Source organism: Brevundimonas sp. T2-11 (genome assembly GCF_055397675.1).
Window position 1 is genome coordinate 385645 of record NZ_AP027920.1, and the last position, 24731, is coordinate 410375.

The window sequence follows — 24731 nt, forward strand, 5'->3', positions numbered from 1 at the left end:
GTCAATGGGCGTCGTCCCAGTTGGCGGCGGCCTTGGCCTCGACCACCAGGGGGACGCTGAGGGCGACGGCGGGGTCGGCGGCGCCTTCCATGACCTTGCGGACCAGGGTCAGGGCGCGTTCGGCCTCGGCCTCGGGGGCCTCGAAGATCAGTTCGTCGTGGACCTGCAGCAGCATGCGGGTCTTCAGGCCCGCCTCAAGCAGGGCGTCCGGCATGCGGATCATGGCGCGGCGGATGATGTCGGCGGCGGCGCCCTGGATCGGGGCGTTGATGGCGGCGCGCTCGCCGAACTGACGCTCGGCGCCCGACTTGGAATGGATGGCCGGGATGTGGATGCGACGCCCGAAGACGGTGGTGACGAAGCCGTGCTCCTTCACGAAGGTCTTGGTGCGGTCCATGTAGGCGCGGATGCCGGGGAAGCGCTCGAAATAGGTCTTGATGTAGGCCGCGGCCTCGCCCTGATCGATGCCCAGCTGGGCGGCCAGACCGAAGGCCGAGATGCCGTAGACGATGCCGAAGTTGATGGCCTTGGCGCGACGGCGCGTCTCGCTGGGCATGCCCTCTACGGGGACGCCGAACATCTCCGACGCCGTGGCGGCGTGAATGTCGAGGCCGGCCTTGAAGGCGCGCTTCAGCTCGGGGATGTCGCCGATATGGGCCAGCAGCCGCAGCTCGATCTGGCTGTAGTCGGCGCTGATCAGCACATGGCCGGGCGAGGCGATGAAGGCCTGACGGATCAGGCGGCCGGTCTCGGTGCGGATCGGGATGTTCTGCAGGTTGGGATCGGAGGAGGCCAGACGCCCCGTCGTCGCCGCCGCCAGCTGATAGGAGGTGTGCACCCGGTGGGTGGCAGGATCGGCCGCGGCCACCAGGGCGTCGGTATAGGTGCCCTTCAGCTTGGACAGCTGGCGCCAGTCGAGAATGGCGCGCGGCAGGTCGTGGCTCAGAGCCAGCTCTTCCAGCACGCTGGCCTCGGTGCCCCATTGGCCCGACGCGGTCTTCTTGCCGCCGGGCAGGTTCATCTCGCCGAACAGGATCTCGCCGATCTGGCGCGGGCTGCCGACGTTGAAGGGGCGGCCCGCCAGCTTGTGCGCCTGCTCTTCCAGCTCGGCCATGCGCTGGCCGAAGGTCGAGGACAGGGAACGCAGACGGTCGGGATCGACCCGCACCCCGTTCAGCTCCATGTCGGCCAGAACGGCGGGCATGCCGCGTTCCAGGGTCTCATAGACGGTGGTCAGGCGCTCAGACGCCAGGCGCGGCTTCAGCAGTTTGTAGAGACGCAGGGTCACATCCGCGTCCTCGGCGGCGTAGCAGGTCGCCGGCTTCAGCTCGACGTGCTTGAAACTCTTCTGGCTCTTGCCCGTGCCCGCCACGCTCTTGAACGGGATGGGTTCGTGGCCGAGGTGCAGGCGCGCCAGCTCGTCCATGCCGTGGCCGTGCAAGCCGCCTTCGAGCACGTAGCTGATCAGCATGGTGTCCTCGATCGGGGCCACGCGAATGCCGCGCCGGGCCATGACGGCGAGGTCGTATTTGATGTTCTGGCCGACCTTCAGCACCGCCGGGTCTTCCAGCAGGGTCTTGAGGCGTTCCAGAGCGGTGGGCTTGTGGATCTGCGTCAGCGGCTCGCGCGGGGCGCCGCCGCCGAGGTCGAGACCGAAATCGAGCCCGCCGTCGCCGGTCGGCTCATGGTCGTGGGTCAGGGGGATGTAGCAGGCCTCGTTCGGCCCGACGGCGAGCGAGACGCCGCACAGGCCGGCGTGGGTGGCCGACAGGGCGTCGGTCTCGGTGTCGAAGCCGATGACGCCTGCGGCGCGGGCGCGGGCGATCCAGCGGTCCAGATCCTCCAGCGTCTGCACGCACTCATACTTGTCGCGGTCGAAGGCGTGGACTTCGTCGGGCGTCGCCACCTCAGCCGGGGCGTAGCGCGGGCTGGCGACCGGGGCCGAGGGCTGGCGGGCGAAGGCCGAGCCTTCCTTTTGCGGGGCCTTGCCGTCACCGACGCGGCGCAGCAGGGAGCGGAACTCCATCCGCTCCAGGAACTCCGACAGCACCGCCGGATCGGGATCGCGGATCAGGAAGTCGTCGACCGGCTCGGGCGCCGGGGCGTCGCAGGTCAGTTTCACCAGTTCGCGCGACAGGCGGATCTGGTCGGCGAAGTTGATCAGGGTCTCGCGGCGCTTGGGCTGCTTGATCTCGTCCGCGCGGGCCAGAAGCGTGTCGAGGTCGCCGTATTCGTGGATCAGCTGGGCCGCCGTCTTGGGACCGATGCCGGGGGCGCCGGGGACGTTGTCGACGCTGTCGCCGATCAGGGCCTGAACCTCGACCACCTTGTCCGGGGTGACGCCGAACTTCTCGAACACGGCCTCTTCTTCCAGGCGGCGGTCCTTCATCGGGTCGTACATGACGACGCCGTTCCCGATCAGCTGCATCAGGTCCTTGTCGGACGAGACGATGACCGCCTCGCCGCCCATGTCGCGGACCTTGCAGGCGTAGGTGGCGATCAGGTCGTCGGCCTCATAGCCGGGCAGCTCGACGCCGTGCACGCCAAAGGCGGCGGTGGCCTCGCGCACCAACGGAAACTGCGGCACCAGATCCTCGGGCGCCGGCGGGCGGTGGGCCTTGTACTGATCGTAGAGATCGTTGCGGAAGGTCTTTTCCGAGTGGTCGAAGACGGCGACCAGATGGGTCGGGCCGTCCTCGCCCTTCATGTCGCGGATCAGCTTCCACAACATGTTGCAGTAGCCCTGGACCGCGCCGACGGGCAGGCCGTCCGACTTGCGCGTGAGGGGCGGCAGGGCGTGATAGGCGCGGAAGATATAGGCCGAGGCGTCGATCAGCCACAACCGGGGCGGCGGTCCGTCCTGCGTGAGGGGGCGGGCGGCGGTGTCGGCGGCGGATTCGGCGGGCGCGTCGGTCATGGCGCGAACATAGGGGGCCGAGGGTTCGCCGTCATCTGCGCTTCCGCTTTCCTCCCCACTGTGTGGGGAGGGGGACCGCGAAGCGGTGGAGGGGCCCTGCGCCTGAATGAAGCGGCCCCTCCGTCACGGGCGCTGTGCGCCCGCGCCACCTCCCCATGAAATGGGGAGGAGAGCAGATCGCGCGTTTACGGCTGCCAGCCGCCCGGCGTCTCGGGGATGGAATCCTCGCCGTCATCGGCGATCTCGCCGCGGGTCTTGCGGACCTCGGCCCAGGCGGCGCGCAGCAGCTCGGTCACGCCCTCGCCGGACACGCCCGACACCAGATAGGGGGTCTTGCCCGAGGCGGCCTTCAGCGCCGCGACCTTGTCCGCGCGTTCTTCCGGCGACAGGGCGTCGATCTTGTTCAGGGCCAGAAGCTCGGTCTTGTCGGCCAGGCCCTCGCCATAGGCGTCCAGCTCGCCGCGAATGATGCGGTAGGCCTCGGCCACGTCCTCCTGCGTGCCGTCGATCAGGTGGATCAGGCTGGCCGAGCGCTCGACGTGGCCCAGGAAGCGGGTGCCGAGCCCTGCGCCTTCATGGGCGCCCTCGATCAGGCCGGGGATGTCGGCGATGACGAAGCGCTCCGAGGGGCTGAGGTCCACCATGCCGAGGTTGGGCGTCAGGGTGGTGAAGGGATAGTCCGCCACCTTGGGCCGCGCCGCCGAGACCGCCGCCAGGAAGGTCGACTTGCCGGCGTTGGGCAGGCCCGCCAGACCGATGTCGGCGATCAGCTTCAGCCGCAGCCAGATCCAGCGCTCCTGGAACTCCTGACCGGGGTTGGCGTAGGCCGGGGCCTGATTGGTCGGCCCTTTGAAGCGGGTGTTGCCCCAGCCGCCGTTGCCGCCGCTGAGCAGCTTCACCTTCTCGCCGGCCTTCTCCATGTCGACCAGGACGGTTTCCTTGTCCTCGTCCAGCACCTGGGTGCCGACCGGAACGCGCAGGACCACGTCGTCGCCCTTGCCGCCATGCATCTGGCGGCCCTGGCCGTGGTGGCCGGTCTGAGCCTTGAAATGCTGCTGGTAGCGATAGTCGATCAGGGTGTTCAGTCCGTCGACCGCCTCGATCCAGACGTCGCCGCCCTTGCCGCCGTCGCCGCCGTCGGGGCCGCCGTTGGGGATGAATTTCTCGCGTCGGAACGAGACGGCGCCGGCGCCGCCCGCGCCCGAGCGAATGTAGATCTTGGCCTGGTCGAGGAACTTCATCGCGGGCTTATGCCAAAACTCGAGCCAAAGGGCGAGGGTCACGCGGTTCGGCGGCGTTTACCCGCCGTTAGGCGAGGCGGACGACCCTGCCTGGCCATGAACATCGGCTCCCTGTTTCCTGCGCTCCAGACGGCCAAGCCCGAGGCGCGATCCGAGGCGACCTCGGCGCGCGAGGAGCGTCGGCAGGCCCTGGCCGACGCCCGGCTGAACGACGCCCGCGCGGCGGTTGAAAGCCTGAAACAGCGCACCAGCAACGCCTCCGAAGAGAAGAAGGCGGCGGCCAAGAAGAAGATCGAGGAGATCAAGGCCCGGCTGCAGATGTTGCAGATGGCCATGATCGGCGACCCCAAGGGCGCGGCTCGCATGGCGGCGGCTCTGGCGCGGGAACTGGGCGCGGCGGTCAAGGCCTACGCCGCCGCCGGTGGCTCGACCGCCGGTCTGGGCGCGGCGAGCGGCGCGCCGGCGACGGGCGCGCTTGAAGCGGGTGGGGCGGAAGCCGCGCCGGAAGCGGAGTCGGGCGAGGTCGCGGCGGAGACGTCGCCCCCAGAGGCGTCGGCCGAGGCGACGGCCGAGGAGGCCGAGGCCGCCAAGGCCTCCAACCCCTATCAGCAGGCCATCGACGCGGCCCAGGTCCGCATCAACGAACAGGCCCGCCGCAGCGGCGAGCGTCAAGCCGACCGCGACACCATGGACGAGGTCAAACGCCTGGCCGCCCGGATCAAGGCCATGGCGCAGAGGGCCAAGGACACGCCGGAAGGCGACGAGGCCGAGCGGGCCGTGGCCGGAATGGATCGCGAGGTTCAGGCGGCCATGCGGGCCATGCCGGACGTCGGGGTCGCCCTGACGGTCTAGCCCCGCGCCCAGACGCCGAAGGGGTCGCTCCACGGCAGGCCGAGCGCCTCGGCCACGGCGGGATAGGTGATTTCGCCCTTCAGCACGTTCAGGCCGCGCGCCAGATGGGGGTCCTTCTTCAGCGCCTCCAGCCCCTTGTCCGCCAGGGCCAGGCCGAAGGGCAGGGTGGCGTTGTTCAGAGCTTCCGAGCTGGTGCGCGGCGCGGCGCCCGGCATGTTGGCGACGCAGTAGTGGACCACGCCGTCGACGACATAGGTCGGGTCTTCGTGCGTCGTAGGCTTCGAGGTCTCGAAACAGCCGCCCTGGTCGATGGCCACGTCGATCAGGACGCTGCCCGGCTTCATCGACTTCAGCTGGTCGCGGCGGACCAGGGTCGGGGCCTCGGCGCCGGGAACCAGGACGGCCCCGATCACCACGTCGGCCTTGACCAGTTCCTCCTCGATGGCCCCGATCGAGGAATAGCGGGTGATGACCCGGCCGCCGGTCAGCTCGTCGATCTCGCGCATGCGGGGGATGGAGCGCTCCAGCACCACCACCTCGGCGCCCAGGCCCATGGCCATGCGCGCGGCGTTCAGTCCCACGACTCCGCCGCCCAGGACCAGAACGCGCGCGGGCGCCACGCCCGGCACGCCGCAGAACAGCAGGCCCATGCCGCCGTTGTGCTTCAACAGGGTTTCGGCGGCGGAGAAGACGGCGATGCGCCCGGCCACCTCGGACATGGGCGCCAGAAGGGGCAGGCCGCCGTTCCGGTCGGTCACCGTCTCATAGGCGATGGCGGCGCACTTGGAGGCCAGCAGGCCCTTGGTCTGCTCGGGATCAGGGGCCAGGTGCAGATAGGTGAACAGGATGTGGTCCGGTCGCAGCCGCGCCCATTCGACGGCCTGGGGCTCCTTGACCTTCACGATCATGTCGCTGTCGGCGAAGACGGTCTCGGCGTCGGCGACGATGGCGGCGCCCGCCTTGACGTAGTCGGAGTCGGTAAAGCCCGCGCCCAGCCCGGCGCCGGTCTCGATGCGGACCTCATGACCGTGGGCGACGTATTCGCGCGCGGCGGTCGGGGTCAGGCCTACGCGATGTTCGTTGGTCTTGATTTCGCGGGGTACGCCGACACGCATGGGTCTGTTCCTGATCCGTCCGCTCAGTGGCGGGCGGGGCGGACGCTAAACCTGCACAGGAGATGTCGCCAGACGAAACTGATGAAATCAGGACATAAAAAACCCTCGCGGCCCAATGGACGGCGAGGGTTCTGCACGATTTTAGTTCTTGGCGTCGCGGGCGGCGCCTTCGACGGCCGAACCGGCTGCCTGGGTGTCCTTGCCCACGCCGGCGATGGTGTTACAGGCGGCGGTGGTCAGCAGGGCGGCGGCGGCGGCAAGTACGAACAGTTTGCGCATGATCGTCTCCTGAATGGCGGGGGCCGGAAAGGCCCATCGTCAAATCAACGCGGCGCGCGCGGCGCGGTTCCTGTCAAGCTGTCGCTTGCGGTGGGCGAGGGCGCTTCCGGCGTGGCGAACGTCAGGCGGGCGATGGAGCCTCCGCCGGGCGCTGCGATCATTTCCGCATGACCGCGAAGCTGCTTGGCGAAGGCGTTCATCAGGGTGCGTCCCACCCCCGCCGCGTCGGCGTCGCCCATGCCGGGCCCGTCGTCCTGCACCTCCAGAACGCTGGTGTCGCCCAGGACGCGGAACCGGACCTGCAGGTCGCCGCCGCGCCCGGCGAAGGCGTGCTTCTGGGCGTTGGAGACGGCCTCGACCAGCCACAGAGCGACGGGCGCCAGCCGGTCCGGGTCGATGATCAGGTAGTCGGCGTCGACCGAACTGGTGACCAGGGGGCCGCGCATGGCTTCGCCGGCGATCAACTGCCCCACCAGCTCGGTCAGGAAGGTGCGCGAGTCGGCCTCGCGGATGTCCTCGCTCTGGTAGAGGGTGCGGTAGATGAGGGCGAGGGCCGTGATCCGCTGGCGGGTGTCGCCGAGCGCGGCGCGCGCCGCCGGGTCGGCCACCGCCCTCTGCTGCATCGACAGCAGGGACGAGATGATCTGCAGGTTGTTCTTCACCCGGTGGTGGATCTCGCGCATCAGCGCGTCCTTCTCGTCCAGCGAGTCCAGCAGGGCCTTGTCGCGGGTCGTGATGGTCTCGCCCAGGGTCCCCAGGGCGCGGGCCAGGGTGCGGATCTCGGCGGGGGCGTGCTCGGCCTGGACAGGGCGAACCGAGAAGCGGCCGCGGGCGTAGATGGCAGCCACCCGTTCCAGATAGCCGAGCCACCGGATGATGATCCGTTCCGACAGCAGCATGACGGCCAGAAAGGCGGTCAGCCAGGCCGCCAGCGGCAACAGGAAGGTTCCGATGGGGTTCAGTCGGGCCCAGGACAGCAGTCCGGAAGTCGGCGCCGACAGCAGGACGAAGAGGTCGCGTCCCGCCAGCGGGGTCGCGGCGTAGACATGTCTGCGGCCCTGAGCGTCTCGCCCCTCGAAAAGGGCGGCCCGTCCTTGCTGGGCGGTCCGGACCCAGGCGGCGACCGCGTCCTGGCCGTCAACCGCGAAATCCGAGGCGTCGCTGGAGACCAGGATGCGGCCGTCGGCGTCGGCGAGCGCGGACTGGGACCCGGACGGCAGGGCCGGATCCTGGATGTCGGGTTGAAGCGCGGTCAGGGGGATGGCCGCCGCGACCGCCCCCTGGAAGGCGCCGAGCGGGCGTTCCGAACGGACCGCGACGATCAGGGCCCCGGGTTCGCCGGTGGCGCGCGCCATGACCACGTCCTCGCCGTTGCGCAGACGTTGATACCAGTCCTGGTCGCGCACGTCGGCGTAGGCGGCGGTCGCGCCGTCTTCGGAACGCGAGGCGCAGACGGTCTCTCCGGTTGCGCTGACGCGCTGCAGCGCTGAAATGGCGTCCAGGCGCGACACCAGGGCGGTCAGGCGCGGCTCGCAGTAGAAGCCGCCGGCTTCGGGCGAGAGGGCCTGAAGCAAGACCACGGTGCTTTCGATCCGGGCCTTGGCGTCTGCGGCGCTGCGTTCCGCCGCCAGTTGCAGGTCGATTCGACGATCTTCGGCCTGGCGGCGGAATCCGGCCTGGGTCTGGGCCGCGCTGAGGGCGAGAATGGGCAGGAGGGCGATGGCCATGGCCAGCCCCATGCGAAAGCGAATGCCCTGAACGTTCGACCGCCCCAGCTTGCGGCCCCATGCGCGGCCGAACCGCCCCACGCGTCAGTCCTGCCTGGCGCCGCTCAGCCTGTCGGCGTCGGCCAGGATGGAGCGCATGGCGTCGCCGGCGGCGGCGCCGTCGCGACCGTATCCGCCGCGTTCCAGCGTCGCCTGCAGGGCCTTGCGGGCGCGTGAAACACGGCTCTTCACCGTGCCGACCGCACACTGGCAGATTTCGGCGGCTTCCTCGTAGGCGAAGCCGCCTGCGCCGACCAGGATGAGGGCCTCGCGCTGTTCCTCGGGCAGGGTCTTCAACGCCTGGCGCAGTTCGTCCAGGGCGACGGGCGCCTCGGGATCATCGACCGCCACCAGGGTCCGTTCTGCGGCTTCCTGATCCAGCTGGGTCTGGCGCCAGGACCGGCGCTTCTCCGAATAGAACTGGTTGCGCAGGATCATGAAGGTCCAGGCCTTCATGTTGGTGCCCATCTGATAGCTGGCCCGGGCGTCCCAGGCCTTCATCATGGCTTCCTGGGCCAGGTCGTCGGCGGCGGTGGGGTCGCCGGTCAGGGTGCGGGCGAAGGCGCGCAGGTGAGGGATGAGCGTCACCAGTTCCTTCTTGAAACCGGCGTCGTCGGCGGAGGGCGGTTTGGGCGGTGCGCCGATGCTGCTCACTGGCCCTCCTTGGTCGACGACCGCTCGTCGGCCCGCCGCAGGATGTCCAGGAATTCGTCGGGCACAGGCTCGTTGACCACCTGGTCGAACATGTGGCGCAGTTTCACGCCGATGGCCTGCTGGCGCAGACGCACCTCTTCCAGCCCGTGTTCCTTCGACGCTGGCGCGTCAGGACGCGGGGTGGGGTCTTTGGATTCAATCATGGAGTACGGCCGCCGCCCAAAGCCAGGAAGTAGGGTTCATGGAAGCGGAAAACGCTCCCTTGCCCTTAGAGTTCCTAGACGGATGCAAATTTATGCTCAAGCTTGTGAAGGGGGTGTGGAACTCTCGTCTGCTCAGGACGTTGACAGAGGCTGCGCGTCTCCCTTCGGAGGCGCATGATTGTCGGGGAAAATTGCATGAGTCTCTTGGCCAGGCTGGCGCCGCATCTGCCCTATGTCCGTCGTTATGCGCGGGCGTTGACCGGCGATCAGACCACGGGCGACAACTATGTGCGCGTCGCCTTGGAAGCCCTGGCGGCAGGCGAGCGCCAGCTGCCGGCGGACATGACCCCGCGGGTGGCCCTCTATCACGTCTTCCACACCATCTGGTCCTCCACGGGCGCCCAGCTCGAGGATGGCGGGGTTGACGGCGGGGATGACGCCGCGCGCCGTTTGATGCGGATTTCGCCGCGATCGCGCCAGGCCTTCCTCCTGACGGCGCTGGAAGGGTTCACGCCGTCCGAGGCGGCGCAAATTCTGGGGGTCGATCCGCGCTCGGTCGAACGTCTGATCGCCGAAGCCCAGTCCGACATAGACGCCGAACTGGCCACCGATGTTCTCATCATCGAAGACGAGGCCATCATCTCGGCCGATATCGAGAGCCTGGTGAAGGAGCTGGGCCATCGCGTGACGGGCACGGCCACGACCCACGATGAGGCCGTGGACGCCGTGGCGCGTCACACGCCGGGTCTGGTGCTGGCCGATATCCAGCTGGCCGACGGGTCGTCGGGCATTGATGCGGTCAAGGACATCCTCAAGCGTTTCGACGTGCCGGTCATCTTCATCACCGCCTTCCCCGAGCGTCTGCTGACCGGCGAGCGGCCGGAGCCGACCTTCCTGATCACCAAGCCCTTCCAGCCGGAGACGGTGAAGGCGGCGATCAGCCAGGCGCTCTTCTTCCATCCCTCGCGCCAGAAACAGGCGGCCTGAGCGCGGTCTCGCTTCCGCTTCGACCCCGACGGTTCGCCGTCGGGGTCTTTTCAATTCAGCTCGGTTGCGAGGGCGCCGCCGCATCATAGGCGGCGGTGTCGGCGGGGCGTGCGCCCGCGTCGGGATTGACGCTCTGGAAGCCTCCATTGCTGAGCAGCCACATGCCCAGCAAAAGGACGGCCGCCGCCCCGCCCGAGACGATCAGCAGCCACAGGATGCGGACGCCGCCCCGGCCCTGACGGACATACTGGGCCTCGATCGGGGTGTGGCCGGCCACGGCGTCGGCCGAATGGGAATGGGGATCCTGATGAGTCATCGCGGTCTCCTTCATGCTCCAGCAACGCAAGGCGGGCGGCGACGTTCCGGCCCGTCGATCCGCCGACGCCTATGGAACCGTCCTCAATCCGGGCCGTTAGACGCAAGCGGAGGCAAAGACGCCCCCGACTTGACCGGTTCGCCGGTCCGCCTCCGCACCTCATTCTCGATGATGCCACCTGAAGCGGACCCGAAACGGTCCGCTTTTTCTTTGGAAGCCTCTCGACACAGCCCCGGCATCCACGCCTAATAAGTTCTCAAAGAAAACGCATTGGAGATGCGCCATGAGCCTTCGCAATCGTCAGTGGGTTCTTCGCCAGAGGCCTCAGGGCCTGATCCAGGACGGCGACCTGGAACTGATCGAGACCCCGGTGCCGGACCTGAAGGACGCCGAGGTCCTGGTTCGCACCATCTATCTGTCGCTGGACCCCACCAACCGCACCTGGATGAACGACAGCCAGGGCTATCTGCCGCCGGTCGGTCTGGGCGAGGTCATGCGCGGCCTGACGCTGGGCGTGGTCGAGACGTCGAAGTCCGAACGATTCAAGACTGGCGACATCGTCACCCCCCTGTCCGGCGGCTGGGCCGACTATGCGGTGGTGCACGAACAGGGGCTGCGTCCGGTGCACCGCGCGCCGGGCATGCCGCTGACGGCCAATCTGTCGGTGCTGGGGATGACCGGCCTGACCGCCTATTTCGGTGTCACCGACGTGCTGAAGGCCAAGGCGGGCGAGACCCTGGTGATCTCGGCGGCGGCGGGGGCGGTCGGCTCCATCGCCGGTCAGGTCGCCAAGCAACGCGGCGCGCGCGTCATCGGCATCGCCGGTGGTCCTGACAAGTGCCGCTGGCTGACCGAGGAGCTCGGCTTCGACGCCGCCGTCGACTACAAGAACGAGGACGTGGGCGAGGCGCTGGACCGTCTGGCGCCGAACGGGATCGATCTGAATTTCGAGAACGTCGGCGGCGACATCATGATCGCCGTGTGGAACCGGCTGAACATCCACGCTCGCATGGCCGTCTGCGGCCTGATCTCAAGCTACAATGCGACCCGCATGCCGCCGTCGCCGAACTTCAGCCGGATCATCACCCATCGCCTGAACGTCCAGGGCTTCCTGGTGCTGGACTACGCCCACCGCGCCCGGGAAATGGTCGAGGAGATGGGGCCGTGGTTGGCCGATGGCCGGGTCAAGTGGAAGGTTCACGTCGACGATGGCCTGGAAGGCGCGGTCACCTCGCTGAACCGCTTGTTCACCGGCGACCATGACGGCAAGCTGCTGGTTCGGGTGTCGGAAGAGCCCGCCGCCTGAGGAGCCTGCCGGATGACCGAACCGCTGCACGTCCATTTCGAGGATCTCGAGATCGGCCAGGTCATCCCCCTGGGGGCTTGCGCGGTGGACGCAGGCGCGATGGATGTCTTCGTCGAACGGTTCGCGCCGGGGTGGGACGTCGCCTACGGCGCGCCCGACGCCCTGGTCTACGCCCTGTGGAGCCGGCTTTCCGCCGAGAAGGCCGGGACCTGGGCCGGGACGAAGACCCTGGCGATAGACGGCCTGCGTTTCCTGCGCAATCCGCCGCCCGGCGAACTGCTGCGCGGCCGGCTGACGATCATGGGCAAGGACCCCGTGGGGGATGAAAAGGGCATCGTCATCGCCCAGCAGGATCTGCTGGACGAGGCCGGCCGGCTGGTCTTTTCCTGCCTGACCCGCGCCCTGGTCGCCCGCCGGTAGACAAAAAACGCCCCGCCGGTTTCCCGGCGGGGCGTTTTCATTTCCACCTTCTGGCGGCTTCAAGTAGCGCGCCAGGGCGATAGGCTTCTTAAGATCAGGCGTTGGCGGCGGTCGGCGTCGCGGCGGCGCGAGCGAACGCCATGGCGATCAGGCGATCCCAGCCCAGCAGCGACACCAGGTGGGCGTAGATCTGGCCCAGGGCGCCGTTGTCGCGCAGTTCGGCCAGCTTCTCGATCGGCAGGGCCTTCAGCTTGTCTTCCGAGACGGCGTAGTACTCGGCCAGTTTCTGGACCGGCGCGAGCGTGCCGTCGGCGTTACGCGGGTTGAAATTGGCTTCGCGGACTTCGAACAGGTCCAGGTCCGTCAGCAGTTGGACGAAGGCTTCGGTGCGCAGGCGCTCCTGCTCGAAGTTGTTGCAGAACTCCATCGCATTGTTGACGTAGGCGCTGGGCTGGCCGTTGTCGAACAGGGGCGTCTCGCCGCCCTCGACCAGGAAGGACGCGGCGCGGTCGATGCACAGGATCAGGCGCTTCTCGGCGTCGTCGTTGGCGAAGACGAAGGGATAGCGACGCACATAGGCGGGCAGATAGGCCTCGGGACGAACGTCGCCGTTCGCTTCGATGAACAGGTTCTCGCCCGGACGCAGGCCCATGGCCACGACCGGCTGCTTGGTGTCGCCGACAAAGATGATCGGATAGGACAGGGCGGCCGGCGCGAACTCGGTCACGGTCAGCGGCACGATGTTGGCCTGTGCGATGAAGGCGTAGGGCTTGTCGGCAGGGGTCACGCCCAGCTTGCCGTGAGCCTCGAACGAGATCGGTTCCGGCTGTGCGTAGAACAGGACGTTGCCGGAGAGGGGGCCGGACGCTTGGGTCGTGGTGTCGGTCATGATGGTCGGATCGGCTCTGAACAGGATGGACGGGCCTTCTAGCCCATGGCCGGGCGCGCCGCAAACGCGTTGGTTCGACGAACGTCGGCCTTCGGAACGGGCGCGGTGTCGCAGCCGGTTGCGGTGGAGCGCGCGACCCCTTAGCTGTGAGAAATGGGCGCCGCTTGCGATCACGATCATTCCGACAGTCGACCCGGTCCCGCCGAGGTCGAGCGGGCGCTCGTCGCTGTCGAGACGCTTTGCGCCGCCGAAGGCGAACGCATGACCGCGCCGCGCCGTCGCGTGCTGGAACTGCTGCTGGCGGCGGGCGAACCGGTCAAGGCCTATGATCTGATCGCGCGCTACGGCGCCGACGGTCAGGCCGCCAAGCCGCCCACTGTCTATCGCGCGCTCGAGTTTCTGGAGCGGCGCGGGGTCGTGCACCGTATCGCCTCCATCAGCGCCTATGTGGCCTGCACCGCCGATGTCGATGACGGCCGGGGTCACGCCGCCGCCTTCCTCATCTGCGATTGCTGCGGCGCGACGGAAGAGGTCGCGGTGGCGGGAGGCGAGGCTTTCGCGGCGGCCGCATCTTCGGCGGGTTACGCTATCGAGCGCACGACCATCGAAGGGCATGGCCGCTGTCCCGCCTGCCGGGTGGCGGCCTGATCGGCATGGACGCCCTGGCTCTTTCGGCGCCGCGACGCCTGAGCGTCGCCATCGACAACCGCTGGGGCGGCGGCGACATGTCGGTTCTCGATTTCGGCGACCCGGCGCGGCCGGTGGATCTGATCTTTGTCCACGCCAATGGATTCAACGCCTACACCTATCGTTCCCTGTTGCAGCCTCTGTCGGGCGCCTTGCGCATCTGGGCGCCCGATCTGAGGGGGCATGGGCGCACCCGTCTGCCGGCGCAACCGCAGGGGCGGCGCAGCTGGAAGGATCACCGCGACGACCTGATCGCCTTGCTGGACGCTGTCGATGGCCCGCCGGTGGCCCTGGCGGGCCACTCCATCGGCGGAACCAGCGGATTGCTGGCGGCGGCCGAACGGGCCGAGCGGGTGTCGCGGCTGCTGCTGCTGGACCCGGTGATCTGGCGCCGGGAGATGGTGCTGGCCATGAACCTGCCCCTGATCGGACGCCTGGCCCAGCGCTTTCCGATCGTTCAGGGCACCTTGAAGCGGCGCGCCCTGTTCGACAGTCGCGAGCAGGCCCTGGCCGCCTACCGCGGTCGCGGCGCCTTCAAGGGCTGGTCGGACATGATGCTGGCCGATTATCTGGTCGATGGTCTGATCGAGACGGATCAGGGGCTCCAGCTGACCTGCAGCCCGGCCTGGGAGGCTTCCAACTACGCCGCCCAGGCGCATGATCCCTGGCGCGCGCTGCGACGCTATCCGGGGGCGACGCGCATCTTCAGGGCGGAGAGCGGCAGCCTGTGCGCCGTGTCCGGGCATGGCCCGGCGGCGCCGCAGGTTGAAGCGATCAGGGGCGGTGGGCATCTCTTTCCCATGACTCATCCCGAGCTTGTGCGCGACGCCCTGCTGGACCTGGGTGTGTGACCAGGGGCGGGCGCGGGCTGGCCTGGCGCCGGGGTTGGATGTTACCCCTGTCGGGTCATGAGTTCGTCCGACGCCAATGATCTGAACCGCATCCTGCTGGGCTCCGCCATCGGGGCCGGGATTGGTCTGATGCTGCTGGCCCTGGGCGTGGCAATCCTGTGGACGGCGGCGGATCAGAGAGGGGCGGAGACGCCCGTCGTCGCCGAAGTCGCCGTCGCTCCCGTCCCGTCCGACCGGCCCACGACAACGACAGGTTCGCCGGTCCCCTATCCGGCCGTCGCCGCGCCGCCTGCGGCGCCGGTGCGGGAGGAACCCAGGCCTTCCGCAGCGACATCAGTCTGGCGATCGGTCTTTGACGACGACAAGCCTGAGGCGACGACCGAAAAGGCCGCCGCCCCCGCTCCTGCGCCCGGCGCCGCGCCTCGGGCCGCTCCGGCTCCGCGTCCGGCGCCGCGCCCGTCAACGCCGCGACGCCCGCCGGAGGCCCAGCGTCAGGACGACAGCCTCTTCTTCTGACGCCTCAGGTCAGGCGGGCGCAGGCGTGGATCAGCCGCTCCACGTCCTCCTCGGACTGATACAGGCTGAAGCCGAAGCGGATCACGTCGTCGCGCACGTCGGTGACCACGTTCATGTGCTGCAGGTCGGCTTTCCAGCGCGACGCCTCGTCGGAACGCAGGGCCAGGAAGCGGGCGCGCGGCGCCTCGCCCTCGACCGGGTTGAGGATCTCGGCTTGCGACAGGGCGCCCGCCTCGCCGTTCCGGACCGCCGCCTGGAAGCGGGCCTGAAGGCCGCGCGCATGGGCGGCGATCTCGGTCGTGGTCAGGCCCTGTTCGTCCAGCATCCGGCGCACGGCGTTGAGGCGATAAAGGGCGCTGACGTCGAAGGTGGCGCCCCAGAAGCGACCGCCGTCGGTGCGGTACTGGACCCCGCCGGGCGGGCCTTCCAGATGGCCGAACTCGGCGAACCAGCCGGTGATGACCGGGCGCGGGCAGAAGCCGGGCGGGGAATGCAGGAAGCAGGCGCCTTCGCCCGCCATGGCGTATTTGTAGCCGCCCGCCAGGTAGAAGACCTTGTCCGCCACCGCCGACAGATCGGTCGGGGTGGCCATGAAGCCGTGATAGCCGTCGATGACCACCCACGGCCCCGCAGGGTCGGCCAGTTTCGCCAGCTCGGGGATGGCGTCGAACAGCTGGCCGGTGCGGAAGAAGACCTGGCTGACCAGGATCAGGTCGTGCCCGCCCGCGCGCGCCGCCGCGACGAAACGCTCGGCGAAGCTGGCGAAGGGCTGCAGCGGCACGCGGGTCACCACGGCCTCGCCGGCCTCCTCCCAGCGCTCGGACTGACGACGGAAGGAGTGGAATTCGCCGTCAGTGGACAGGATGCGGACCGGCTTCTTCTCGACGCCGGACACCAGGCGGATCAGCAGGTCGTGGGTGTTGGAGGTGAAGATCAGGCTGTCGGGCGAGGGCAGGTTCAGCTCCCGCGCCACATGCTTCTGGGCCTCGGGGATGACCTCGCCGAAGACCAGATCCCACTTGCGGTCGGCGAAGCGGTTGGCCTCGGCCCAGGCCTGGACCTGGGCGTCGAAGCTGGCGTCGGGCCACAGGTGGTGGCTGTGGGCGGCGAAATGCAGCCGCTCGGGATCCAGACCCAGGGCGCGCGAGAAGAGGGGCTTGTAGCTCATGGCGACAGGCTAGCGGGCCTGTGTAGCGGCGTCACGCGCTCGCTTTGCACTTCGTCATCCTCGGGCTTGACCCGAAGATCGGGTCGTCCGCCTGCGCGACGTAAGCAGGTCGAGCACGCCGCTTTGCTCGATCCTCGGGTCAAGCCCGAGGATGACGGCGGTTTGGCAGGCGCGGGGGGCAAAGAAAAAGGCGGGCCGCCTTCGCGAACCCGCCTCATCATTCTCAGATCAAACTACCGTGGCAGTGCTTGAACTTGCGGCCCGAACCGCAGGGGCAGTCGGCGTTGCGGCTGGTGCGTTCCCAGCCGACGGGCAGGGCCTCGACCGGCAGCTTGGAACGGTCGTCGCCGGTCAGCTGACCTTCCGGGTTCTGGGCCATGGGGTTGGCCATTTCGTTCTCGCCGGTACCGGGGTTCAGGTGGATTTCCTGGAACTCGGGCATCTCCATGGCCGGCGGGGCCTCGAAGCGGAACTCGACCGTCATCAGCCAGCGGGTGACGTTGTGGCGCAGGTCGTGCAGCAGCGTCTCGAACAGGTTGAAGGCTTCGGTCTTGTACTCGTTCAGCGGGTCGCGCTGGCCGTAGCCGCGCAGGCCGATCACGCCGCGCAGGTGGTCCAGGTGGACCAGGTGCTCGCGCCACTGCATGTCGATCATCTGCAGCATGAACTGCTTTTCCAGACCGCGGGTCTGGTCGGCGCCGATCATTTCCAGACGCTCGGCGGCGCGGGCGTCGGCGGCGGCGTTGATGCGCTCCTCGATCTCCTCGTTCGAGACGCCTTCCTCGGCGGCCCAGTCCTTGAGCGGCAGCTCCAGGCCCAGGGTCGAGCGGACCTTCTCGTCCAGGCCGTCGATGTCCCACTGCTCGGCGTAGGCCTTGGGCGGCATGTAGCGCTCGACCAGGTCGGAGACGACGTCGAGGCGGAAATCGGTGACCAGTTCCGACAGGTCCTCGGAGTCCATGAACTCCTGACGCTGTTCGAACACCGCCTTGCGCTGGTCGTTCACGACGTCGTCGTACTTCAGCACGTTCTTGCGCATGTCGTAGTTGCGGGCTTCGACGCGCTTCTGGGCGGTCTCGACGGCGCGGTTCAGCCAGGGGTGGCTGATGGCCTCGCCCTCGGCCACGCCGAACTGACGCATGATGGCGTCCAGACGGTCGCCGGCGAAGATGCGCAGCAGGTCGTCTTCGCACGACAGGTAGAATTTCGAGGTGCCGGGGTCGCCCTGACGACCGGTGCGGCCACGCAGCTGGTTGTCGATGCGGCGGCTTTCATGGCGCTCGGTGCCCAGGACGAACAGGCCGCCGGCGAGCAGGGCCGTCTCGCGGTGGACGGCGATTTCGGCCTTGAACTCGGCTTCCTTGGCTTCCAGGGCTTCCGGCGTGACCTCGACGGCCATGTTGCGCTGTTCCTGGGTCCAGCGCTGAAGACGCATCTCCAGGTTGCCGCCCAGCTGGATGTCGGTGCCGCGGCCGGCCATGTTGGTGGCGATGGTCACCGCGCCCGGCAGGCCGGCGTCGGCGACGATATAGGCCTCCTGCTCGTGCTGGCGTGCGTTCAGGACGTTGTGAGGAATGCCGCGGCCCGAGACGTAGGTCACGTCGTAGGCGTCGTCGCCGGCCTTCTGGGCTTCCTTCTCGCGTCCGGCGTATTCGGCTTTCAGCGTGCGGCCGGTCTCAACCTTGTACTCATAGGTCTTCAGGACGTCCGACAGCTCCTCGGACTTCTCGATCGAGACGGTGCCGACCAGGATGGGCTGACCCTTGACGTGGCACTCGGCGATCTGGGCGGCGATGGCCGCGTTCTTCTCCTTGAAGGTGCGATAGACCTCGTCGTCGTAATCCTTGCGCTGGATCGGACGGTTGGTCGGCACCTCCAGGACGTCCATCTTGTAGATGTCGAGGAATTCCTGGGCCTCGGTGGCGGCCGTGCCGGTCATGCCGGACAGCTTCTCGTAGAGGCGGAAATAGTTCTGGATGGTCACCGAGGCCAGGGTCTGGTTCTCGGGCATGATCTTGACGTCTTCCTTGGCCTCGATGGCCTGGTGAAGACCTTCGGACAGGCGACGGCCGGTCATCATGCGGCCGGTGTATTCGTCGATCAGGACGATCTCGCCAGCCTTGATGATGTAGTCCTTGTCGCGCGTGTACAGGGTGTTGGCGCGCAGGGCCTGGTTGACGTGGTGGACCAGGCTGACGTTGGCCGGGTCATAGAGGTCGGTGGTGTCCTCGGCGAAGTGGCCGCCGGCCTCCAGCATCTCCTCGATGCGTTCCGAGCCCAGCTCGGTCAGCAGGGCCTGGCGCTGCTTTTCATCCAGGTCGTAGGTGGCCTTGTCGACGATCAGCTCTTTCACCACGGCGTCGACGATCTTGTAGAGATCCGAACGGTCCTCGGTCGGACCCGAGATGATCAGGGGCGTGCGCGCCTCGTCGATCAGGATGGAGTCGACTTCATCGACGATGGCGAAGTGGTGGCTGCGCTGCACCATCTCGCGCCGATCATAGACCAGGTTGTCGCGCAGGTAGTCGAAGCCGAATTCGTTGTTGGTGCCGTAGGTGATGTCTGCGTTGTAGGCCACCTGACGCTGGCCCTGAGACAGGCCGTTGACGATGACGCCGACTTCCAGGCCCAGGAAGCGATAGACGCGACCCATGGTCTCGGCGTCGCGGCGGGCCAGGTAGTCGTTGACGGTGACGACGTGGACGCCCTTGCCCGACAGGGCGTTCAGATAGACGGGGGCCACGGCGACCAGGGTCTTGCCCTCGCCCGTCCGCATTTCGGCGATGCCGCCCTCGTGAAGGATCATGCCGCCGGCCAGCTGCACGTCGTACTGACGTTGGCCGAGAACGCGCTTGGAGGCCTCACGCGCTACGGCGAAGGCCTCGTTCTGAATCTTGTCCAGGCTTTCGCCGGCCTCGATGCGATCCCGGAAGGTCTGCGTCATCATGCGCAGTTCGTCGTCCGAGAAGGCCTCGAACCTGGCTTCCAGGGCGTTGATCTTTTGCGCCTGGGCCTGGAAGGCCTTGACCTTGCGGTCGTTGGAGGAGCCGAGGATTTTCTTGGCGAAGCCGAGCATGGGCGATCCGGTAAAGGCGGTCGAGCGGCTGAAGGCTCTGAAACAGGAAACGCCGTGATCTGAAGGCCCGGATCGACGTCGGTCCCAGCGATCCCCGAAATACGAGGCGTGCGCAGGGGCCGCGCAGACGATCGAAAACCCCTCGACTTGGGCGCAGCCGGGACTTAAGCACCGCCCTAACCCCTGTCAACGCGAGGGGCTTTCAACGGCTTGTCGCGACCGGCCTTCCGGTTCCTGTTTTTCGCTTCTTTCGCGCCTTTTGGCCGGAGCGCCTGATGCGTCTTTCGCGCCCCTCATTTCGAACCCTGCGGCCGGTTCTGGCGTCGGCTCTGCTGGTCCTGACGCTGACGGCCGCCTGCGGACGCGGCGATGCCGAAGCTCCGCCGGAAAAGAATGATCTGGTCGTGGCCCGGGTGCTGGACCGTTCTGTCTGGGCCTCGGACGTTCGTCGTGAGGCGGTGGCGCAAGGGCTGATCGGCGAAGGCGAGCCTCTGGACGTCAAGTCCGAGCTGTTCCGTCGCGTGCTGGACGAGGTGGTCGACCAGAAGCTGCTGGCCGCCGAGGCGCGCCGTCGCGGTCTGGACAAGAGCGCCGCCGCCCAGCGTCGACTGGAAGCGGTGCATGAACGCATCCTCGGCGACATGCTGGTGGAATCCGTGGTCAGCGGCGCGGTGTCCGATCAGGCGGTGGAGCGCCTCTATCAGGAACAGCAGCGCCGGGCGCAGACCACCGAGGAGGTCCGCGTCCGTCTGATCCTGTCCCACACCAGGGAACAGGCCGACGCCGTGGTCGGCGTCCTGGGGCAGGGCGCCGCCTTCGAGGCCGTCGCCGCCCAGCGCTCGGTCGACGACGCCACCCGCTATTCCGGCGGCGACCTGGGCTATTCGACGCTGGACGTCCTGCCCGACGCCTACGCCGCCGCCCTGCGCGGCCAGGCCCCCGGCGCCGTGGTCGGCCCGGTCCAGGGGGAGGGCGGCTGGGCCGTCCTGCGCATCGAGGACCGCCGTCTGGAGACCCCGCCGACCCTGGATCAGGCGCGCCCTCTTATCGTCCGCTATCTGACCTACGAAGGCGTGCGTCAGCTGCTGGAGCAACTTCGTGGCAAGGCCCAGGTCGAAGTTTTCCTCAATCCCGCCAAACCGGCGGCGCAAGCCCCCGCCAAGCCTGCGCCTGTCTCTCCCGCCGTCCCTCCCGCCGGAACCGTCGCCTCATGAACCGCCCGCCCGCCTCCAAGTCCGGCTCGACCGGCCAGATGATCGAATCCGCCATTGAAAAGGCGCTGGATCCGCTGGCTACGGCCCTGAAACGGGCCACCCAGCCCTCGGGCGCCAAGGCGGCGCCCGGCAAGCCCGGTCTGATGATCTCGCCCCTGGCCGTGCCCTTCCCGACCATTCCGCCGATCGGCGGGGTCGAGATCGCGACGGCGCGTGCGGGCTTCTACAAGCATGAGCGCGACGATCTGGTGGTCTTCCGCTTCCCGCAGGGTGCGTCCTGCGCCGGGGTTTTCACCCGGCACAAGGTGGGCTCGGCGCCGGTCGACTGGTGCAAGCGTCACCTGGACGCCGACAAGGGCGGCGAGGGGGTCAAGGCCCTGGTCGTCAACGCCGGCTGCGCCAACGCCTTCACCGGCAAGGCCGGCGCCGACGCCGCGCGCCGTACGGCCTCCGAGGTCGCCAAACGCTTCGACTGTCGCCAGCGCGACGTCATGCTGGCCTCGACCGGCGTCATCGGCGTGGTGCTGGACGACAAGAAGATCACTGTCCGCCTGCCTGAGGTCGAAGCCGGTCTGAAGGCCGACGCCTGGGCTCGGGCGGGCTTGGGCATCATGACCACGGACACCTTCCCCAAGGGCTCCTACGCCGAGTGCGAGATCGAGGGCGTCAAGGTCAAGATCGCCGGCATCGCCAAGGGCTCGGGCATGATCGCGCCGGACATGGCCACCATGCTGGCCTTCATCGTCACCGACGCGAACATCGCCCCGCCGGTGCTGAAGGCCCTGTTGAACCTGCATGTCCGCACCACCTTCAACTCCGTGACGGTGGACGGCGACACCTCGACCAACGACACCGCCCTGCTGTTCGCCACCGGGGCCTCGGGCGCGCCGCGCATCGGCCGCGTCGGTGACCGCCGGCTCAAGGATTTTTCGGCGGCCCTGGACAAGGTCATGCTCGACCTGGCCCACCAGCTGGTCCGGGACGGCGAGGGCGCGACCAAGTTCGTTCGCGTCACCGTGGACGGCGCCGCCAGCCCCGCCTCGGCGCGGAAGCTGGCCAAGTCGATCGCCGACAGTCCCCTGGTGAAGACCGCCATCGCCGGCGAGGACGCCAACTGGGGCCGCATCGTCATGGCCGTGGGCAAGACGGAAGAAGCCGTGGATCGCGACCGTCTGGCCATCCACTTCGGCCCGCACGTCGCCGCTGTCGACGGGGCTCCGTCGCCGACCTACGACGAGGCGAAAATGAGCGCCTATATGAAGAACGCCGAGATCGACATCACCGTCCATGTCGGTTCGGGCCGGGCCTCGGCCACGGTCTGGACCTGCGATCTGACCAAGCGCTACATCGAGATCAACGGGGATTATCGCTCCTGATGTCCCGCCTCAGCACCTTCTTCAAGGACGCCGGACGTTTCGGCCTGCGTTCCGCCTTCCAGGCCGTGACCGCCCGCTATGCCTCCGCGCCCGCCGTCATCGACCTGCCGCGCTTCGGCCGGTTCCATGTCCGCGGCCGCGACAGCGACATCGCCACCCTGCGTCAGGTGTTCGGCGAGCAGGAGTACCGGCTGAAGGTCCCGGCCGTCGAGGCGCGACTGGAACGACGCTATCGCCAGATGCTGGCCGCCGGTCAGGTTCCGGTCATCATCGACGCCGGGGCCAATGTCGGCGCCGCCGCGCGCTGGTTCCATCAGGCCTTTCCCGAGGCTCGTGTGATCGCGGTCGAGCCGGACGCCGCCAACGCCGCCATGCTGCGTCTCAACACCGAGGCCTTCGCCGCCATCTCGGTGGTCGAGGCCGCCATCGGGGCCGAGGCGGGCTTTGTCTCCCTTATCCCTGGCGACGCCGCCTGGGGCGTTCGCACCGAGCGCGCCGAGACGGGCCTGTCGATCGTCACCATTCCCGAACTGGTCGCAGGCGTCGAGAACGGCGCGCTCTTCCTGGCCAAGATCGACATCGAGGGCTTCGAGGAAGACCTGTTCGCCAGTGCGACGACATGGGTGGGCGAAAGCTTCTGCGTCATCGTCGAGCCGCACGACTGGATGCTGCCGGACCAGCACACCAGCCGCACCTTCCAGAAGGTCATGGGCCAGCACGACTTTCAGGTGCTGATCCAGGGTGAGAACCTGCTCTACGTCCGGCCGGAGGCGGCATGACCGAGGTCAGCGTTCCGACCGTCCTGGTCGTCGCCGTGGCCCTGGTCGATCCCGACGGCCGCGTCCTGATCGCCAAGCGGCCCGAGGGCAAGCAGTTGGCGGGGATGTGGGAATTTCCGGGCGGCAAGGTCGAGCCGGGCGAACGGCCCGAACAGGCCCTGATCCGCGAGTTGAGGGAAGAGCTGGGCATCGACGTGAACGAGGCCTGCCTGGCCCCCTTCGTCTTCGCCAGCCACGCCTATGAGAGCTTCCACCTGCTGATGCCGCTCTACCTGTGCCGCCGCTGGTCGGGCGTGGTCACAGCCAAGGAGCACGCCGGTCTGGCCTGGGTGAAGCCGAACAAGCTGGGCGACTATCCCATGCCGCCCGCCGACGAGCCCCTGGTCGCCTGGCTGCGCGACCTGCTCTGACTATTCCCCGGTCTGTTCCCTGACGCCGAGCGCATCCGCCAGCCGCGTTCTGGCCGAGCCGCGCCGGGCCGGCTTCTGCTGGCTCTCGTGCGGCGCCCAGCCGGCCAGATGCACCATTTCGAAGGTCGCCGGAATGCGTCCGTCCGCCTCGGCGTGGCGCTCGGCGTAAAGTTGCGCCGCGCGCGCCAGAACGGCCCGGCTCAGCGGCCTGATCGGCCCGGCCAGCACATTGGTCTCGCCCATGGCCCTCAGGTCGCGCATCAGGGCGAAGGGGTCGCCATAGCGCACCGTCACCCGGTCCACGTCGCTGACCGGCAGGGCGAACCCGGCCCGTTGCAGCAGGCCTGCACCGTCGAAACCGTCGGCGAAGGGCGAGACGCGGGCCTGGGCCCCGCCCTTGACCTCCAGTTCGGCCTCGGTCAGCACCCCGCGCAGCTCCTTCAGCGTCGCCGCGCCGAACAGGCTGGCCACGAAAAGGCCGTCGGGCCGCAGCGCGCGCCGGATCTGGCTGAGCGCGCCCGGCAGGTCATTGGCCCAGTGCAGACCCAGCAGGTTGACGATCAGGTCGGCGGACTGATCTTCCAGCCCCAGAGGCCCGGCTCCCGGCGCCGCGCGCTCGGACACCGACCCCACGGCGCGCACTGCGGCCACGCGGTCGCGCGCCGAACTGTCGGCGACGGCGCGGGCGAAGACGCCCGGATGGGGCGACAGGTCGACGGGGGCGTGAAACTCGCGCAGGATCACCTCCAGACTGTTCACCGCGTTTTCGGCGGCGCGAACGTGCAGGAAGTCGGCGTCGGGGAAGCGTCGGGCGGCGCGGCTCAGGCGCGCGGCGCGGCGGGCGGCGTCGAAGATGATCGGGGGACCGGAGGAGGGGGCGCTCATGTCGGTTCAGGATGGGGGCTGGAAAGGTCGATTAAAAGGCGTGACGGCGCCTATAGCATCCGGCGCGCGCGATGCGGGGCGCGGTCTGCTGGATATTCTGCTGCCGCCCATGGCCCACGACAGCCGCGAGGCCACGGCCTCGGCGGGCTTGACCCCCGACGCCTGGAGCCGGGTGGCGTTCCTCGAAGCCCCGGTCTGCGACGGCTGCGGCGCGGCCTTTGAATACGACGGGGGTGACTTCGCCTCCGATCGCTGTCTGGCCTGTCAGGTCCAGCCCTACGCCTTCGCCCGCGCTCGCGCGGCCTGCGTCTATGACGAGGCGTCGCGCGGCCTGATCCTCAAGTTCAAGCACGGCGATCAGCAGCAGTTCGCCCCCCTGTTCGCCCGCTGGATCGCCCGCTCGGCCGCCGACGTGGTGGCCGAGGCCGACGCGGTGGTTCCCGTACCCCTGCACCGGTCCCGCTTGCTGGCGCGGCGCTTCAATCAGGCCGCCGAGGTGGCGCGTCCCCTGGCTCGTCATGCCGGCCTCGACTACCTGCCCGACGCCCTGATCCGCAGCGCCCCGACCGCCAGCCAGGGCGGCAAGTCGGCGCGCGGGCGGAGGCTGAACGTGAAGAAGGCCTTCGCCGTCACCGAGGGCGGGCGTCGCCGGATCAAGGGACGGCGTATCCTGCTGATCGATGACGTCCTGACAACCGGAGCCACGGCCGAGGCCTGCGCGCGGGTTCTGATGGAGGCCGGCGCTCGCGCCGTGGACCTGGCGGTGATCGCGAGGGTGCGAACCGCGCGCGAACCGCCTAAGTAGGGGCCTAGCCTGCAGTTCA

At 68.5% G+C, this 24731-nt stretch carries 24 protein-coding genes; 12 read left to right on the forward strand and 12 right to left on the reverse strand.

What is annotated here, in order from left to right; translation table 11 throughout:
• Window position 1: 1 nt before the first annotated feature.
• Both polA and obgE read right to left on the reverse strand, forming a co-directional pair.
• A complete protein-coding gene (gene polA, locus ACZ5XO_RS01855) occupies window positions 2-2917 on the reverse strand; it encodes a DNA polymerase I (RefSeq protein ID WP_464163636.1) in 2916 nt (971 codons plus the stop codon).
• A gap of 185 nt (window positions 2918-3102) precedes the next feature.
• Complete coding sequence (gene obgE / locus ACZ5XO_RS01860) at window positions 3103-4158, reverse strand: GTPase ObgE (protein WP_464163637.1); 1056 nt, start codon at window positions 4156-4158, stop codon at window positions 3103-3105.
• Window positions 4159-4254: 96 nt separating this feature from the next.
• On the opposite strand from obgE, the gene ACZ5XO_RS01865 reads away from it, so the two are divergent.
• Window positions 4255-5010, forward strand: coding sequence for a hypothetical protein (locus ACZ5XO_RS01865; protein WP_464163639.1), 756 nt, complete (start codon window positions 4255-4257; stop codon window positions 5008-5010).
• On the opposite strand, the gene ald is transcribed toward ACZ5XO_RS01865, so the two are convergent.
• The 5 genes from ald to nepR form a co-directional block, all read right to left on the reverse strand.
• Window positions 5007-6125: an alanine dehydrogenase gene (ald, locus tag ACZ5XO_RS01870; RefSeq protein WP_464163640.1), complete on the reverse strand. Its 1119-nt coding sequence runs from the start codon at window positions 6123-6125 to the stop codon at window positions 5007-5009. The genes ACZ5XO_RS01865 and ald overlap by 4 nt on opposite strands.
• Window positions 6126-6266: 141 nt before the next feature.
• Entirely contained in the window at window positions 6267-6404 is a 138-nt protein-coding gene (locus ACZ5XO_RS01875; protein WP_105564547.1) for an entericidin A/B family lipoprotein, read from the reverse strand.
• A 44-nt stretch (window positions 6405-6448) separates the two neighbouring features.
• Window positions 6449-8131, reverse strand: a complete 1683-nt coding sequence (gene phyK / locus ACZ5XO_RS01880; RefSeq protein WP_464163642.1) for a sensor histidine kinase PhyK — start codon at window positions 8129-8131, stop codon at window positions 6449-6451.
• Between the two features lie 84 nt (window positions 8132-8215).
• Window positions 8216-8824 (reverse strand): sigma-70 family RNA polymerase sigma factor, encoded by a 609-nt coding sequence (locus tag ACZ5XO_RS01885; protein ID WP_464163643.1) that lies wholly within the window; start codon window positions 8822-8824, stop codon window positions 8216-8218.
• Window positions 8821-9027, reverse strand: a complete 207-nt coding sequence (gene nepR / locus ACZ5XO_RS01890) for an anti-sigma T factor NepR (protein ID WP_464163644.1) — start codon at window positions 9025-9027, stop codon at window positions 8821-8823. Before nepR ends, ACZ5XO_RS01885 begins: the two co-directional genes overlap by 4 nt.
• A 195-nt stretch (window positions 9028-9222) precedes the next feature.
• Between nepR and phyR the strand changes: the two genes are divergently transcribed.
• Entirely contained in the window at window positions 9223-10014 is a 792-nt protein-coding gene (phyR, locus tag ACZ5XO_RS01895) for an anti-anti sigma factor/receiver protein PhyR (RefSeq protein ID WP_464163645.1), read from the forward strand.
• A 55-nt stretch (window positions 10015-10069) separates the two neighbouring features.
• On the opposite strand, the gene ACZ5XO_RS01900 is transcribed toward phyR, so the two are convergent.
• Window positions 10070-10330: a hypothetical protein gene (locus ACZ5XO_RS01900; protein WP_464163646.1), complete on the reverse strand. Its 261-nt coding sequence runs from the start codon at window positions 10328-10330 to the stop codon at window positions 10070-10072.
• Between the two features lie 283 nt (window positions 10331-10613).
• Here ACZ5XO_RS01900 and ACZ5XO_RS01905 point away from each other — a divergent pair, with 283 nt between their 5' ends.
• Window positions 10614-11636, forward strand: a complete 1023-nt coding sequence (locus ACZ5XO_RS01905; RefSeq protein ID WP_464163647.1) for an NADP-dependent oxidoreductase — start codon at window positions 10614-10616, stop codon at window positions 11634-11636.
• Window positions 11637-11648: 12 nt separating this feature from the next.
• Window positions 11649-12056, forward strand: coding sequence for a MaoC family dehydratase (locus ACZ5XO_RS01910; protein WP_464163648.1), 408 nt, complete (start codon window positions 11649-11651; stop codon window positions 12054-12056).
• Between the two features lie 94 nt (window positions 12057-12150).
• Here the strand turns inward: ACZ5XO_RS01910 and ACZ5XO_RS01915 are convergent, their stop codons facing one another.
• Window positions 12151-12945: a SapC family protein gene (locus ACZ5XO_RS01915; protein ID WP_464163649.1), complete on the reverse strand. Its 795-nt coding sequence runs from the start codon at window positions 12943-12945 to the stop codon at window positions 12151-12153.
• Between the two features lie 153 nt (window positions 12946-13098).
• On the opposite strand from ACZ5XO_RS01915, the gene ACZ5XO_RS01920 reads away from it, so the two are divergent.
• Genes ACZ5XO_RS01920 through ACZ5XO_RS01930 form a run of 3 tightly spaced genes read left to right on the forward strand, consistent with a single transcriptional unit; the run spans window position 13099 to window position 14999 of the window.
• Entirely contained in the window at window positions 13099-13593 is a 495-nt protein-coding gene (locus ACZ5XO_RS01920; RefSeq protein ID WP_464163650.1) for a Fur family transcriptional regulator, read from the forward strand.
• Window positions 13594-13598: 5 nt separating this feature from the next.
• A complete protein-coding gene (locus ACZ5XO_RS01925) occupies window positions 13599-14483 on the forward strand; it encodes an alpha/beta fold hydrolase (RefSeq protein ID WP_464163651.1) in 885 nt (294 codons plus the stop codon).
• 57 nt (window positions 14484-14540) lie between these two features.
• Window positions 14541-14999 carry a hypothetical protein gene (locus ACZ5XO_RS01930; protein ID WP_464163652.1) on the forward strand — a complete coding sequence of 153 codons (459 nt, stop codon included), beginning with the start codon at window positions 14541-14543 and terminating at the stop codon, window positions 14997-14999.
• A 4-nt stretch (window positions 15000-15003) separates the two neighbouring features.
• On the opposite strand, the gene ACZ5XO_RS01935 is transcribed toward ACZ5XO_RS01930, so the two are convergent.
• Both ACZ5XO_RS01935 and secA read right to left on the reverse strand, forming a co-directional pair.
• Window positions 15004-16167 carry an aminotransferase class V-fold PLP-dependent enzyme gene (locus ACZ5XO_RS01935; protein ID WP_464163653.1) on the reverse strand — a complete coding sequence of 388 codons (1164 nt, stop codon included), beginning with the start codon at window positions 16165-16167 and terminating at the stop codon, window positions 15004-15006.
• Window positions 16168-16390: 223 nt separating this feature from the next.
• Window positions 16391-19243 carry a preprotein translocase subunit SecA gene (gene secA, locus ACZ5XO_RS01940; protein WP_464163654.1) on the reverse strand — a complete coding sequence of 951 codons (2853 nt, stop codon included), beginning with the start codon at window positions 19241-19243 and terminating at the stop codon, window positions 16391-16393.
• 275 nt (window positions 19244-19518) lie between these two features.
• Here secA and ACZ5XO_RS01945 point away from each other — a divergent pair, with 275 nt between their 5' ends.
• From ACZ5XO_RS01945 to ACZ5XO_RS01960, 4 genes are read left to right on the forward strand one after another with little or no spacing between them, the layout of a single operon-like run.
• Window positions 19519-20457: a peptidylprolyl isomerase gene (locus ACZ5XO_RS01945; protein ID WP_464163655.1), complete on the forward strand. Its 939-nt coding sequence runs from the start codon at window positions 19519-19521 to the stop codon at window positions 20455-20457.
• Window positions 20454-21833 (forward strand): bifunctional glutamate N-acetyltransferase/amino-acid acetyltransferase ArgJ, encoded by a 1380-nt coding sequence (gene argJ, locus ACZ5XO_RS01950; protein WP_464163656.1) that lies wholly within the window; start codon window positions 20454-20456, stop codon window positions 21831-21833. The genes ACZ5XO_RS01945 and argJ overlap by 4 nt, the downstream gene beginning before the upstream one ends.
• Window positions 21833-22612 (forward strand): FkbM family methyltransferase, encoded by a 780-nt coding sequence (locus tag ACZ5XO_RS01955; RefSeq protein WP_464163657.1) that lies wholly within the window; start codon window positions 21833-21835, stop codon window positions 22610-22612. The genes argJ and ACZ5XO_RS01955 overlap by 1 nt, the downstream gene beginning before the upstream one ends.
• The gene (locus tag ACZ5XO_RS01960) at window positions 22609-23022 is read left to right on the forward strand and encodes a (deoxy)nucleoside triphosphate pyrophosphohydrolase (RefSeq protein ID WP_464163658.1); all 414 of its coding nucleotides are present in this window, start codon (window positions 22609-22611) and stop codon (window positions 23020-23022) included. The genes ACZ5XO_RS01955 and ACZ5XO_RS01960 overlap by 4 nt, the downstream gene beginning before the upstream one ends.
• On the opposite strand, the gene ACZ5XO_RS01965 is transcribed toward ACZ5XO_RS01960, so the two are convergent.
• The gene (locus tag ACZ5XO_RS01965; RefSeq protein WP_464163659.1) at window positions 23023-23907 is read right to left on the reverse strand and encodes a methyltransferase domain-containing protein; all 885 of its coding nucleotides are present in this window, start codon (window positions 23905-23907) and stop codon (window positions 23023-23025) included. It abuts the gene before it with no gap.
• On the opposite strand from ACZ5XO_RS01965, the gene ACZ5XO_RS01970 reads away from it, so the two are divergent.
• Window positions 23906-24712 (forward strand): phosphoribosyltransferase family protein, encoded by an 807-nt coding sequence (locus tag ACZ5XO_RS01970; RefSeq protein ID WP_464163660.1) that lies wholly within the window; start codon window positions 23906-23908, stop codon window positions 24710-24712. The genes ACZ5XO_RS01965 and ACZ5XO_RS01970 overlap by 2 nt on opposite strands.
• Window positions 24713-24731: the final 19 nt, after the last annotated feature.

Bases quoted from the DNA above. Each gene is read 5' to 3' on its own strand.
- polA (WP_464163636.1), bottom strand. From the start codon at position 2,917: ATGACCGACGCGCCCGCCGAATCCGCCGCCGACACCGCCGCCCGCCCC.
- obgE (WP_464163637.1), bottom strand. From the start codon at position 4,158: ATGAAGTTCCTCGACCAGGCCAAGATCTACATTCGCTCGGGCGCGGGC.
- ACZ5XO_RS01865 (WP_464163639.1), top strand. From the start codon at position 4,255: ATGAACATCGGCTCCCTGTTTCCTGCGCTCCAGACGGCCAAGCCCGAG.
- ald (WP_464163640.1), bottom strand. From the start codon at position 6,125: ATGCGTGTCGGCGTACCCCGCGAAATCAAGACCAACGAACATCGCGTA.
- ACZ5XO_RS01875 (WP_105564547.1), bottom strand. From the start codon at position 6,404: ATGCGCAAACTGTTCGTACTTGCCGCCGCCGCCGCCCTGCTGACCACC.
- phyK (WP_464163642.1), bottom strand. From the start codon at position 8,131: ATGGCCATCGCCCTCCTGCCCATTCTCGCCCTCAGCGCGGCCCAGACC.
- nepR (WP_464163644.1), bottom strand. From the start codon at position 9,027: ATGATTGAATCCAAAGACCCCACCCCGCGTCCTGACGCGCCAGCGTCG.
- phyR (WP_464163645.1), top strand. From the start codon at position 9,223: ATGAGTCTCTTGGCCAGGCTGGCGCCGCATCTGCCCTATGTCCGTCGT.
- ACZ5XO_RS01900 (WP_464163646.1), bottom strand. From the start codon at position 10,330: ATGACTCATCAGGATCCCCATTCCCATTCGGCCGACGCCGTGGCCGGC.
- ACZ5XO_RS01905 (WP_464163647.1), top strand. From the start codon at position 10,614: ATGAGCCTTCGCAATCGTCAGTGGGTTCTTCGCCAGAGGCCTCAGGGC.
- ACZ5XO_RS01910 (WP_464163648.1), top strand. From the start codon at position 11,649: ATGACCGAACCGCTGCACGTCCATTTCGAGGATCTCGAGATCGGCCAG.
- ACZ5XO_RS01915 (WP_464163649.1), bottom strand. From the start codon at position 12,945: ATGACCGACACCACGACCCAAGCGTCCGGCCCCCTCTCCGGCAACGTC.
- ACZ5XO_RS01920 (WP_464163650.1), top strand. From the start codon at position 13,099: ATGGGCGCCGCTTGCGATCACGATCATTCCGACAGTCGACCCGGTCCC.
- ACZ5XO_RS01925 (WP_464163651.1), top strand. From the start codon at position 13,599: ATGGACGCCCTGGCTCTTTCGGCGCCGCGACGCCTGAGCGTCGCCATC.
- ACZ5XO_RS01930 (WP_464163652.1), top strand. From the start codon at position 14,541: ATGAGTTCGTCCGACGCCAATGATCTGAACCGCATCCTGCTGGGCTCC.
- ACZ5XO_RS01935 (WP_464163653.1), bottom strand. From the start codon at position 16,167: ATGAGCTACAAGCCCCTCTTCTCGCGCGCCCTGGGTCTGGATCCCGAG.
- secA (WP_464163654.1), bottom strand. From the start codon at position 19,243: ATGCTCGGCTTCGCCAAGAAAATCCTCGGCTCCTCCAACGACCGCAAG.
- ACZ5XO_RS01945 (WP_464163655.1), top strand. From the start codon at position 19,519: ATGCGTCTTTCGCGCCCCTCATTTCGAACCCTGCGGCCGGTTCTGGCG.
- argJ (WP_464163656.1), top strand. From the start codon at position 20,454: ATGAACCGCCCGCCCGCCTCCAAGTCCGGCTCGACCGGCCAGATGATC.
- ACZ5XO_RS01955 (WP_464163657.1), top strand. From the start codon at position 21,833: ATGTCCCGCCTCAGCACCTTCTTCAAGGACGCCGGACGTTTCGGCCTG.
- ACZ5XO_RS01960 (WP_464163658.1), top strand. From the start codon at position 22,609: ATGACCGAGGTCAGCGTTCCGACCGTCCTGGTCGTCGCCGTGGCCCTG.
- ACZ5XO_RS01970 (WP_464163660.1), top strand. From the start codon at position 23,906: ATGTCGGTTCAGGATGGGGGCTGGAAAGGTCGATTAAAAGGCGTGACG.
- ACZ5XO_RS01965 (WP_464163659.1), bottom strand. From the start codon at position 23,907: ATGAGCGCCCCCTCCTCCGGTCCCCCGATCATCTTCGACGCCGCCCGC.